Annotated in this window: 10 protein-coding genes; 9 read left to right on the top strand and 1 reads right to left on the bottom strand. The window is 52.4% G+C overall.

Translation table 11 applies throughout. From position 1 onward, the window contains the following. The first annotated feature begins 138 nt into the window (after window positions 1–138). From BMY11_RS25640 to BMY11_RS25615, 6 genes are all read left to right on the top strand, one after another. Window positions 139–2,772, top strand: a complete 2,634-nt coding sequence (locus BMY11_RS25640; protein ID WP_090582790.1) for an SLC13 family permease — start codon at window positions 139–141, stop codon at window positions 2,770–2,772. A 134-nt stretch (window positions 2,773–2,906) separates the two neighbouring features. Next, window positions 2,907–3,914 carry a glycerophosphoryl diester phosphodiesterase membrane domain-containing protein gene (locus tag BMY11_RS25635; protein ID WP_177182828.1) on the top strand — a complete coding sequence of 336 codons (1,008 nt, stop codon included), beginning with the start codon at window positions 2,907–2,909 and terminating at the stop codon, window positions 3,912–3,914. A gap of 3 nt (window positions 3,915–3,917) precedes the next feature. Next, on the top strand, window positions 3,918–4,559 hold the full coding sequence (locus tag BMY11_RS25630; RefSeq protein WP_090582786.1) for a hypothetical protein: 642 nt from the start codon (window positions 3,918–3,920) through the stop codon (window positions 4,557–4,559). After that, window positions 4,492–5,661 (top strand): DUF4350 domain-containing protein, encoded by a 1,170-nt coding sequence (locus BMY11_RS25625; protein ID WP_090582784.1) that lies wholly within the window; start codon window positions 4,492–4,494, stop codon window positions 5,659–5,661. Before BMY11_RS25630 ends, BMY11_RS25625 begins: the two co-directional genes overlap by 68 nt. Window positions 5,662–5,669: 8 nt before the next feature. Further along, window positions 5,670–6,590 carry an AAA family ATPase gene (locus BMY11_RS25620; protein ID WP_090582782.1) on the top strand — a complete coding sequence of 307 codons (921 nt, stop codon included), beginning with the start codon at window positions 5,670–5,672 and terminating at the stop codon, window positions 6,588–6,590. Then, on the top strand, window positions 6,541–7,914 hold the full coding sequence (locus BMY11_RS25615) for a DUF58 domain-containing protein (RefSeq protein WP_143069353.1): 1,374 nt from the start codon (window positions 6,541–6,543) through the stop codon (window positions 7,912–7,914). The genes BMY11_RS25620 and BMY11_RS25615 overlap by 50 nt, the downstream gene beginning before the upstream one ends. Here the strand turns inward: BMY11_RS25615 and BMY11_RS25610 are convergent. Then, the gene (locus tag BMY11_RS25610) at window positions 7,909–8,880 is read right to left on the bottom strand and encodes a stage II sporulation protein M (protein ID WP_090582778.1); all 972 of its coding nucleotides are present in this window, start codon (window positions 8,878–8,880) and stop codon (window positions 7,909–7,911) included. The two genes, BMY11_RS25615 and BMY11_RS25610, sit on opposite strands and share 6 nt — an antisense overlap. A gap of 92 nt (window positions 8,881–8,972) precedes the next feature. On the opposite strand from BMY11_RS25610, the gene BMY11_RS25605 reads away from it, so the two are divergent. The 3 genes from BMY11_RS25605 to BMY11_RS25595 all read left to right on the top strand — a co-directional run bounded on the left by BMY11_RS25605 (window position 8,973) and on the right by BMY11_RS25595 (window position 12,456). Beyond that, window positions 8,973–9,758, top strand: coding sequence for an RDD family protein (locus BMY11_RS25605; RefSeq protein WP_090582776.1), 786 nt, complete (start codon window positions 8,973–8,975; stop codon window positions 9,756–9,758). A gap of 421 nt (window positions 9,759–10,179) precedes the next feature. After that, window positions 10,180–11,223 (top strand): LysM peptidoglycan-binding domain-containing protein, encoded by a 1,044-nt coding sequence (locus tag BMY11_RS29805; protein ID WP_090582774.1) that lies wholly within the window; start codon window positions 10,180–10,182, stop codon window positions 11,221–11,223. A 225-nt stretch (window positions 11,224–11,448) separates the two neighbouring features. After that, entirely contained in the window at window positions 11,449–12,456 is a 1,008-nt protein-coding gene (locus tag BMY11_RS25595; RefSeq protein WP_090582772.1) for a sulfonate ABC transporter substrate-binding protein, read from the top strand. The last annotated feature ends 33 nt before the right edge of the window (window positions 12,457–12,489 follow it).

Raw genomic sequence — 12,489 nt, 5'->3', positions numbered from 1 at the left:
CGATTTTCACAGTGAAATCGGGGGTTTTTCGTTGCGCTGAAACGCCAGATTAATGATAGTGTAACGGTCGGTTTGCTAGAATGTGTGAGACTAAAGCCTTAAGCTACAGAGTCCGTTTGGAAAGGAATTACATCCATCATGCTAGAGCAAATAGAGTTGTTTCATGGGCTATCCCATGTCGATCAAGCGAGATTGATAGGGAAGCTTGTAACGGAGCATTACGAGGCGGGGGCAACCGTATTCGAGCACGGCGACACCGGAGACTGCATGTACTTCATTCGCAGCGGTCGAATCGAGCTGTTTACCGTTGCCTCGGACGGTCGCAAGCATTCGCTCACGGTACTCGGGGAAGCGAGCGCCCTAGGCGAAATGGCTTTGCTGACAGGTGAGCCTCGCTCGGCGTCGGCGATTGCGGTTAGTGACGCTGTATTGCTGCGGATGAACGTAGACACGTTTAAGGAACTGATCGACGACTATCCGTCCATCGCGACTTATTTTATCCGGCTGCTGTCACAGCGGCTTGTACGGACGAATCGCGATTTGGAAGCAACCAAACAAGATAAACTGAAGCATCTGATCGAGGAGCTTGGCGCGCTCCCGGACTCACTCCGCTGGTGTCTGCTCTCAGCATCGGTTGTTCCTGCATTCCATAAACAATGGGCGGAGCGGGAATATGGCATTGCCTCTATTAATGAAGCGCTGGCAGATCGTCCGTTGTGGCAAGCGTACGTCCAGACATTGGAGAGTGATTCGGATTGGTTTGCCATTCATAGCTCCATTAGAGGCACATTATCGGAAGTATACGTAAGCAGCTACGGGGTTAAGGCGAAGAGAGAGCTGCTCAGACGGACTGCCGAGCGGTACCTAAATGGTGATAAAAGGTACTACTACGCGGCGCAGCTCTACGTGGAGCAAGAAGACTGGGTGTCTGCTCTGGAGCTCATGCGTGGTTTGGGCGTGGAAGCACCCGGCTATAGCCAGACCACGGCCGACTATCAGATGTTCAGGCTGCTCGACTCCTGCCCGAACGACATCCTTTTTCGTGAGTACGAGCTATTCATTCATTATCTGAAGACTGGATTGGAAGTAGAGGCGAGGGAGAGCGAGCTTGCTCGGCTTGAGCAGGCGCTAAGCCAAAGCTCGGTGTACTTTACAGGTACGCAGACCGCCCAGTTGTACGAGCTGGCAGCGGAGCTGTGCCACCTTCTTCAACATCATCAGAAGGCATTGGAGTACTTGCAGCTCGCAGCGGCGGCGTCAGCTTCACCGCAGCAACAGCAGCAGGAAGAGGAGCGAAGCTTCCTGCTCGCCAAGCAAAATCTGGACCTGCTCCGATTGGCAGGCAAGGCGGAGAAGGCAGGCAAATGGTGGAGCCGTAGTCGGTTCGCCGGATGGATTGCGATCGCTCTCGCTCTCGCGAGTATCGGTTTCTTCCAATGGATGCCGCCTTTCGGAGGCTTATCGCACGAGGGTATGGTATTCATCGGCGTCGCGCTTGCCGCCGTTGTGCTCTGGATCGTCAACATCGTGCCGGATTACATTGTGGCGTTATTCATGGCGATGTACTGGGTGCTAGCGAAGCTGGTCCCGCCGGAGGTCGCCTTATCGGGCTACGCCTCCCCGACATGGATCTACATGCTGTGCATTCTCGCGCTCGGCGCCGCAATTTCTAAGTCCGGCATCCTGTACCGGGTGTCACTCTATGCGTTAAAAGCATTCCCGAAGCATTATCAAGGCCAGCTCTGGGGAATGATGGCAAGCGGTCTGCTGCTTAATCCGCTTATTCCGTCATCGTCTGCCAAAGTCGCACTCGGCGTGCCAATTGCCGGGACAGTATCGGAGGCGATGGGGTTTGCACCTCGGAGCAAAGGCGCGGCGGGTCTCGGACTTGCGGGCATGATCTTCTTCGGGTTTACGGCGCCGTTCTTCATGACTGGCTCTTATACGAATGTGATGGCATATAGTCTTGTGGGCGATGGCGATCCACTGACATGGATCAATTGGTTCGTGTACGCGTTCCCTGCGCTGCTCGTCTTTCTAGTCGGCATGTGGCTGTGGATTTCGCTGCGATATAAGCCGGAGAAGGGCACGAAGCCTACCGTATCTGAAGAGGTGCTTGAGGCGCAGCTTCGCATTCTCGGCAAGCTGACCAAGGAAGAGAAAGTGACGGCCGTCGTTACACTTGGCTGCGTCGTGCTTCTTGTGCTTCAGCCCGTTCATCATCTGGACAACGCATGGGTGATGTTACTGGGCTTCGCGGCGCTTGTCATTAGCGGCGTACTCGATACGAAGACGATGATGAATCGAATTGATTGGACGTTCTTGCTGTTTATCGGCATTGCCTTTAGCTTTGCGGCGGTTGCGTCCCAGCTCGGCATTACGGAAGTAACGACTGCCTGGGTAGGTTCGTTTATGAAGCCGTTTATGGCGAACCCTGCACTGTTCCTCGTTGCGGTCATCATCATTTCGTCCATTGTTACGCTGGTCGTGCGGGATGATCCCGCCGTTATATTGCTCGTCATCTCCATGCTGCCGTTAGCCAAAGAAGTCGGTATTCATCCGTGGGTGCTCATTTTCGTTATTTTGCTAGCCACCGATCCGTTCTTCTTTGCTTATCAATCACCGACTTATTTGACGGCGTACTACAGCACGAACGGGAAGCTGTTCAGTCATCGGCAGGCGCAGATGGTTGCTATAGGGTACATCGTTGTGCTCATTGCGCTTTCGGTAGCGTGCATCCCGTACTGGAAGTGGCTTGGGCTTATTCAATAGCTTGGGATCAATGGAAGAAGCCTAGGTACGCAGACCTGGGCTTCTTTGCTGTGTTTTATATTTGGGCAAAAAATCCATTTATTGTGCTAAAATAGACAAGTGTTTTCAATCATACAAGCCGGAGGATGCTGCTCATGTCGAACGTATTACATAAGCCGATGGGTATTGGACGAATGCTGGATTACAGTTTTCAACTATACAGACGGCAATTTGGAAAATTATTTTTGCTTACGCTGCTCTATTTTGGACCGATTTATTTGCTGATGTATCTATTAATGCCTACCGCCATGGAGCAAAGCGCTACGAATTTCAGTGTCATTTTCGACACGTTCTCTGGCTCTACGGTTGATCCTGTATTGCAGCAAGATACGTTGGATGCAGGTGCTGTTACAAGCTTGGTGGGCATCGTCCTATTTATCCTGATTGCCATTGTGTATCTGGTTTGCTTGGGACCGGTATTTGCCGCTGCGAGCGTCTTCTTTGTCCAGTCGATCTTCGATGGTCATGCACCTTTGTCGATTAGGGAAGCACTTAAACAGGCATTCCGACGTTTTGGCGCGCTGCTAGGAAGCAGTCTGTTATTCGCTCTTATTTGCTTTGGTCTGACGGTCGTCTCAGTCATTCTTCTTGTTATTCTCTTTGCAGTCGGGGCAGGCGGGATGTTTATCGGCGGATCGTTCTCCGAGGGAGGTTCGGCTGCCACTTCAGTTATTAGCGTAATTGTAATGATTGTGGTGGTATATCTGGGACTCATTTTGCTGTGGTCATACTTCGCAATTCGTTGGATGTACTATTTGCCAGTTACAGCCTTGAAAGAAGAATCGATTGGACTTGGCCGGAGCTGGACGCTAACACGAAAGAGCTTCTGGCGTTTGTTCGGTACCATGTTCATCATGAGCCTTATTGTTTGGGTGGTCACTGTCGTCGTTCAGCTGTTGCTCACTGCGTTAATCGGCCCGAGTATGCTTGGAGAACTTCTGTCTGTGCTCATAAAAATCGTATGTATTCCGCTTCCGATCGTGCTGTATGCGGTTAGCTTCTTCGATTTGAAGGTGCGCAAGGAAGGCTATGGCCTCGATCATATGATCTCGCAGATGACGAATATAGAACCGAAACAGGATCCTGACCTAAAGGATGAATAATGGATGAACGTGTCTGAGGATAAAGATCGGCTTCGATCGATACTGGAGCGAGATGAGTACACGGTCTATCATCATGAGTCCAACAACAATACGTTATCAGAATGGCTACGAGGCTTGCTTCGTAAGCTGATGGACTTGTTTCCTTCCGTTCATATGAGTCGCGGGCAAGAGTCGATAACGACCTATGCGCTCGCCGCGATTATACTGGCCTTGCTCATAGCTGCGCTCTATTGGTTCGCGAAGCAGATGGTCCGTCAGGGACAAATTCGGCAGCGGCTGCAGTTATCCGAGGATGAGCTGACATGGTCCTATCGTGATTATTTGCAAAATGCGGAGCAGTTGAAGAAAGAAGGAGCCTTGCGAGAAAGCGTTCGGTTCATCTTCTTGGCGCTGCTGTTCTATATGCAAGAGTGCCGCTGGGTTCGGATTGAGAAAGGGAAGACGAACTGGGAATATGCCGAGGAATTGAAGCTTGGCAATGATGGGCTGCTCCCGCTGTTTAAGAGTGGCGCCATCCTATTCGACCGGGTATGGTATGGCAAAGAAGCTATTCAAGAGGCAAGCTTGAACGAGTTCTATGAACAGGTGCGGTCCGTCATTCAGGCTACAGCGCCAGAAGGAGGCGCTCGTTCTGAAGCCAGATAAATATATGATCGGCCTGCTCGTCAGTGTGCTGCTGTTTATCGGAATCGGCTACATGCTCGTAAAGCCCGAGACCAAGGACTACCAACCTTTTCTATCGTTCTCGCCGGATTCGGACGGAATTAAGGCGATTGTGGAGCTTGCGCAGGAGCGAGGAGTGACGACTCGAAGGTGGGAGCTCCCGCCGGAGAGTCTTCCTTCGGGCAGCGGGTATACACTGCTAATCGTGCAGCCAAGTATGCTGGCAAAACCTGAGCTGGATGCGATGCGCAGCTGGGTGGAGCACGGGAATGACGTGCTGCTGGCGGCAAGTGATATGGAGGCATGGGACAGCTTTCAATTGAAGGAGGCTGAACAGCCAAAGGGACTCGGCAGCAAGCCTGCCAATGTCCACATGCAGGGGAAAGTATTATCGCTTGAAGCGACTGTGTCGACTACCAGTCGTCTAGTGGCGCAGCGCGAGCTGGAGACGATATACGAGGATGAACGAGGCATACTTGGCGCCAGGAAACATTTTGGCGAAGGCTCCTTTACGGTGCTGCTCGAGCCCAAATGGCTCATGAACAGCATGATTATCGAACGCGGTCACTTCGAGCTCGTGTGGCCGCTGCTGCAGGATACCCGTCGACAATGGCTGATCGACGAATATCATCACGGATACACAGCTGAGAGAGGCTTGTCTGCCGTGTATCCCGCTTGGCTGCTCGCCGCAGCCGCGCAGCTCGCAATCGTGCTGCTGCTCTGGCTATGGAAGCGCGCCAAGCGCATTGGACCGGTCCACACGCCGCGGGCGTGGACCGTGCGTCGCGGCGACGAGACGCTGCTCGCTGTCGCCGGCTGGTATGAGCGGCGGCGGCTCCGCTCGGATGCTTTGGCGCACAGCGCGCAGCGACTGCGCCAGCTGCTCTATGAGCGCTGGGGTGTTCTGCCCAGCGCGCCGCCGCAGGAGGCAGCGAGCATCGCCAGCACCCGCTGGGATGCGAAGCGGGCCGAGAGCCTGCTGCGGCTGCTGCGAGAGCCGCAACAGGCGCAAGTTAGTGCGCGTGAGTTCGCCGCGCTTGCTCGCGAATACAGCGAGGCGATAGTCGATATGGAGAAGGAGTGACGAAGGGCATGGAACAATTATTGCAAGCCATGGAGCGGCAGCTGCATGGACAAGCGTACAATATTCGACTGCTGGCAACAGCTCTGGTAGCAGGCGGTCATGTGCTTCTGGAAGGCGTGCCCGGACTAGGCAAGACGAAGATGGCTCGCACGCTGGCAAGCTTGATCGGTGGCGATTATCGGCGCATTCAGTTTACACCGGATTTGATGCCAAGCGATATGACGGGCAGCATTATCTATCACATGCAGATGAGTGAGTTTCAAACGGTGAAAGGCCCTGTGTTTACGAATATATTGCTCGCGGATGAAATTAACCGCTCCGGTCCAAAGACACAAGCGGCGCTGCTCGAAGCAATGGAAGAACGGCAAGTAACTATTCAAGGAACAACGTACAAGCTGCCTAACCCGTTCTTCGTCATCGCAACGCAGAATCCGGTTGAATACGAAGGCACATACCCGCTGCCAGAAGCGCAGCTTGACCGGTTTATGTTCAAGCTTGTGCTTAACTACCCGGACGAAGCGAGTGAGCGCAGCCTTCTGAAGGCGCATGCGAATACGCCACTCCAGGAAGAGCAGCTCGTACAGCCATTGCTTTCAATAGACACTATTCTTAGCGCGCAGCGTCAGCTAGCTAATGTTATTGTGGAGGATTCCATTATTGACTATATTGCCGCCATCGTGCGCCTAACAAGAGAATCGCGCAGCGTTCAGCTCGGTGCGTCGCCGCGTGCTGGCATTGCCATCTTAATGGCGAGCAAAGCGTGGGCGCTGCTCGATGGCAGAACGTACGTGACGCCGGATGATGTGAAGCTCGTGGCTCGCCCAGCGCTGCGCCATCGACTGTTATTGTCGGCGCAGGCGGAATTGGAGGGCGGAACAAGTGACGGCATCATCCAGGAAACGCTTGCAGCTGCGCCAGTTCCTCGCTGATCGGTTCGTTCACCAGGCTGTGCTGCCGACCGGAAGGCTTATCGCCCTTGCGGCAGCAGGGGCGGTCGTGGCCGCCATTGTGTATGCAATAGAGGATGCGTATGGACTTTATGCGCTAGTTGTCTGGAATATCCTGCTGCTTATTTTTACGATAATTGACTATTTGCTGCTGCCGAGGCGCGGCGTCTTCTCGCTGGAACGAACCGTTCAAGGTCAGGCGGATGTGCGCCAGTATTTCGACGTGCAATTGACGCTGCGTGCGAGCCGACAGCTGTTGCTAATGGTCTCGTTAACCGATGATCTGCCGCTAGCTTTCAAGCAAGCGACCGTCCATGGCAGAATTCGAGGCGATAGCTGCGAGCTATCGTATGTCACGTCCAGCGCTGAACGTGGGCGGTATCCGCTTCGGCATGCGCACTTGCTATATGGCGGCGGACTTGGCCTTATACGCAAATATGCAAGACTATCATGCGACAGTGAAGTTCGCATTGTTCCCGACTTGTCGCAGGTTCGCGGTATTCTTGGCTCGACCCCGGCTACGCTCATATTGGACGGGCAGAAGATTGTGAGGAAGACAGGCGCTGGCTTGGAGTTCGATTCGATACGCGAATACGTGCAGGGAGATGACCCGCGAACGGTCAACTGGCGGGCAGCCGCGCGAGCCAATAAGCTCATGACGAACGTGCTTCGTCCCGAGAGAGGGAAGATCGTCACCATCGTGATTGATTGCGGACGAATGATGGGTGTAGAGCTTCAGGGGCAGACGAAGCTCGATCGGGTATTGGAGTCGGCGCTAGCTCTTGCTGCGGTGGCATTGAAGCAGGGGGATCAAGTCGCGCTGCTCGCCTTCTCCTCGAAGGTGAACGTTTATGTGCCGCAAGACAAGGGGCTGGCGCATTTGAACCGCCTCACTGGGGCGGTGTACGATGTGCATAGCGAATTTGTGGAGTCGAGCTACAGCGTGGCATTCTCTTATCTCATGCGCGTGCAGAAGAAACGCTCGTTTATCGTCCTATTCTCGGATATGGAGAGCTATCTATACCACCAGGATATCGCTGCATATGTCCGAAAGCTGCGCCGCAGTCACATGCTCCTGCTCTTGTCTCTGCAAGATCCGCTGCTGCACCAGTGGGCGCATACGCCGGTTACGAACGCACGCACCGGATTTATCCAGAGCGTTGCGCATAAATTTAATTGGGACCGCAGGCAGTATGCGGAGACGATGGCGCAGAACGGCATTGATGTGCTTGATGTTCGAGCAGATCAGCTGACGCTCAGCGCGGTTAATCTGTATTTGAATTTGAAAAACCGCGATGCTCTATAGCGATAGCGTGGCTGTCCGCTTCAGCGAACGCAGCCCGTACAGATAGTAAGCGGCTAGAAGAAGCAGTGTTGCTCCGGCTATTCCATATTTGGCTTCAAGCGGCATCGTGGACGGTGTAATGTAGCCCTCAATGATGCCAGCAATGACGAACAGCGGCACGGTGCCAAGAAGCAGCTGGGCTGACTCTTTGGCGGCAAGAAGAAACTCGTATTTGCGAGAAAAGGCCGTTGGTACAATCATGCGATAAGCCATATAGAAGCCAGCGCCGCCGGCGATGAAGATCGCCGTGAGCTCGATAATGCCGTGAGGCAGAATATACGCCCAGAACACGTAGCCTTTATCCGACTGGACGAATACAGCGGCGAGCGCGCCGAGCAGCAGTCCATTGCTTAGCATCAGATAGACCGTTCCAATACCAAGTGTGATGCCGCTGACAAAAGCAAGGGCGGCTACGCGAATGTTGTTGGTCATAATCTCGGTAGAGACGATGGGGCTATGCAAATCTCCACGGGGCAGCTCCGTTTGGGAAGGGTCAATGCTCTGTGCGACCGCGGATGGCAGCAGCGCATGAGCGTTTAATGGATCGTTCCACACCGAGATGAAGCCCGACAGAGCGCCAATGATAAACAGCCCGAACGCAACGGCAACAAAGCCGAGTCTGGAGCGAATAAGCCCGATGAAATGCTGGCCGAAGAAATAACGCAGCTGCGCGCTGCTTTTGTTGCTATCCAGGTAAATCATATGGTGCGCCCGAGAGACGAGATGGTTCAAATATTGCGTCGTTTCGTTCTGCGGAAGGTAGGTTCGGAATGTCGCAAGGTGGGAAGAGGCGGTTTTGTACAGGACGGTAAGCCTATCGACCTCAGCTATGCTGAGCGTGCTTTTTTTGCGAGAGAACCTTGCAAGCAGCTGTTCGAGCTCCGACCATTGTGATTTATGCTGTTTCGTAAACGTACTCATATCCATGTCGGCCGTGTCTCCTTATGATGAATAAGGCTCGTGTAGGACAAGCCCTCCATGTCATGCTAACATAATTTGGATAAAGATAGGAGAGCGCTATGAACAGTTTTTTGGAAAAAGAGGCCGTTGTCATCACTCCGGAGCGGGTGCAGCTCAGCTTCTTTACAGCCGGTATCGGTTCGCGGGGAATTGCGCAATTGCTTGATATCCTGCTGCTTGCCGCATTTAATTTCCTCGTCTTTCTTGCAGTAGCTGGAACCACGGGAATTTCTGCTATCCGCGCTTTCGACTATGCGGTTGCCGTTATGATTATCCTTTTGGCGCTCGTCAATATCGGCTACTTCATCGGGATGGAGTATTATAACGGGGGACAGACGCTAGGCAAGAAGTGGATAGGCATTCGTGTGCTGCAGGAGAATGGACATGCAGCTACTTTTTTATCTATTATGATCCGCAATCTGTTTCGTCTGCTCGATATGCTGCCGACGTTTTATTTCCTCGGGATGGCTGTCATGCTGTTCAGCAAGCACGATAAACGACTCGGCGATATGGTAGCAGGGACAATTGTCGTTGTTGAAGTACAGCGCGATTGGTTGAAGCAGAAGAAGCGTGTGGATCAGGAAGTGCAGAAGCTGGGCAGCTCGCTTCCTGCAGTTTCGCTTGCGGAAGAGCATCGCCGCCTTATCGAACATGGCGACTGGGTGCTGCTTTCTGCTTATGTGGACAGGCTTCCACATATGACGGAGGCGAAATCCAACGAGTACGGCGCGCAAATAAAGCGTCATTTTGCAGCCAAGCTGACGGGAGGGCCGCAGCTCGGCGACGATCGTACCTATTTGATTTGGCTGTATACCCAGTTGCGGGACGAATGGGAGATTGGATGAGCATATAGAGCTAGCCACAGATAAAAAACCCTTGCATAAGCAAGGGTTTTTATCTTTTTTTCCACCTCAAAGCCGAACTCCAGAACTTGGCGTTGCCGACTTAACCGGTGTCGTTTACGAATGAAAATACTAAATTGCAATCGAGAAGTGGGTCGAATGGTAGGAGGTGATGAAATATTTTTTCCTGGGATCATTGACCGTGTACGCAGCAGATGATGGGACTTTTCCCCTGTAGTCTCTGCACAGAGTGAAGGACCTTCTATTCCCTACCTAAGAACCCGTGCTTTGTTCGTTCGGCAGCTTTTCTCCGCCTATTGGATTAATTTGCTAAAATACAAAGCGGATAAGAAGGAATCCTGACGAAGCAAGGCGAATGCTCTGAGCCGCAAAGTTATACATACGGGCAGAAGGGTGATTATCGTTGAGCAAGCAGTCGAAGTGGGTACTTGGTATCGTTTTATTAGTTATGCTCTTTACTAGCCGTCCGGATCTAGCGAAAGCGCTAGCAGAAATGGACTCCTCTATTCAGGTTTCATATAGTATCAAACCGGGGGATACGTTATACGGAATTGCGAAGAAGTTCTACCTGACCAGTGATTATGAGCGGGTAGCGAAGACGAATGGACTGAATCCGAAGTTAAGCCTGAAAGCGGGAACGACACTGCAGCTATCGAATCCGCTCGTGCTGGACCAATATTCGGTGAAGCTCGGGGATACGTTATACGCGATTACAAACCATTACTTTAATCGCAGTCAATATTTGGATATGCTCATGGCCTATAATCAGATCACGGACCCAAACACGGGACTGAAGCTCGGCATGGAACTGCGCATACCGCTTCCTTCCGGGGAGAAGAGACATACCGTCGTGAAGGGCGATACGCTGTATAGCCTTGTGGCGCAGTATATGAAGCTTCAAGACTACCAGCAGGCGATCGCTCGCTACAACAGCATACTGGAAACGGTCAATTCCATTAAGGCGGGACAAGTGCTGCAAATTCCGAATCTGTATTACTTGTCGGAGCCGGCAGTAACGACGGCGTTCGCTGACAAGGCGACAACGGCGGTGAAGCAATCGAAGAGCGTCTCGATTGAGATTAACGTGACGCGGAATAAACTGTATGTATACACCGGCAGCACGATTGTGAAGAGCTTCGACATCGCCAGCGGGAAGCGGCTGGGGCTCACGCCAATCGGAAGCTTCGAGATCGTGACGAAGCTTAAGAATCCGTGGTATCTGGCTAAGGAAATTCCAGGAGGCGACCCGAAGAATCCGCTTGGCAGCAGATGGCTGGGCTTAAGCGTGCCGAATACAGCGGGGACCAAGTATGGCATCCACGGCACGAACGCTCCTTCCTCGATTGGCAAGAATGCGAGCGGTGGGTGCATTCGGATGAATAATAAGGACGTGGAATGGTTGTTCGATACGATTCCGACAGGAACCAAAGTGAAGATTCACGCTTAATTGCAGCTTGGGAGAGCAGTAGTCGGTCAGCTGCGATCGGCACTCAGCCTAATTTTTAATTCATAGTTGACACATCGGAATTATCTGTATATTATAAACCCATAAGATTAAACGAACTTACCGGACCACCGGAAGTTTCCTTTACTAATACTCCTGCGATGGAGCTTGGCATAGGGAAACTTCCGGTTTTTGCGTTGTCCAATTATGACGATCGAGGTGTGTATTATGACGAAGAGAACCCCAGCTTACCGGAAATTATCCTTGTTTATTATTGCTTTACTAAGTTTGACACTGGTATTGAGCGCTTGCGGCTCGAACAATTCAGGCAACGCAGCGAATACCGATTCCAATACAACGTCGGGATCATCATCCACTACCAAAGAAATCCGCATTGGCTATCAGAAATACGGCACCGTCAATATTCTCAAGGCTAAAGGAACGCTCGATAAACGATTGGAAGCTGAAGGCATTAAGATCACGTGGACCGAATTCCCAGGCGGCCCGCAGTTGCTGGAAGCGCTGAATGTAGGCAGCATCGACATCGGCCATACTGGCGAAGCCCCGCCGATCTTCGCACAAGCTGCTGGCGCTCCGCTGGTGTACTTGGCACATGAGCCTGCAAGCCCGAGTAGCGAAGGCATTCTCGTACCGAAGGATTCGAAGATCACGTCGCTAGCTGACTTGAAAGGCAAGAAGATTGCGCTTAACAAAGGCTCGAACGTTCACTATTTGCTCGTCAAAGCGCTGGAGCAAGCAGGCGTAGATTATAACGATATTACGACGGTATTCCTGCCGCCGGGCGATGCAAGGGTTGCTTTCGAGAATGGAACTGTAGATGCTTGGGTCATTTGGGACCCGTTCCTAGCTGCTGCCCAAACCGCAACAGGCGCTAAATTGCTGACCGACGGCAAAGATCTCGTTTCGAACATTGAATACTATCTCGCTTCCCGTAAATTTGCCGAAGGGAATGGACCAGTCATTGCAGCCTTCAAGGAAGAGCTGGATAAGATCGACAAGTGGGCCGAGGAGAATCAGAAAGACGTAGCTGCGCTGCTGTCCCCTCAGCTTGGCATCGATATTCCATCGCTTGAGCTTGCAGCGGGGCGCAGAGGCTACGGCTTGGCGTCAATTGACGATTCCATTATTGAAGCACAGCAGAAGATCGCAGAGACATTCTTCAATCTGAAGCTCATTCCGAATGAGATACAAGTGAAGGATGCAACGTTGAAATAACAATAACCAACCAAGAACCAACCAATAACCGAC

Origin of the sequence: Paenibacillus sp. OV219, from assembly GCF_900110075.1 — a bacterium.
Classification (GTDB): domain Bacteria; phylum Bacillota; class Bacilli; order Paenibacillales; family Paenibacillaceae; genus Paenibacillus_Z.
This window is presented reverse-complemented; position numbering and strand designations above follow the sequence as displayed.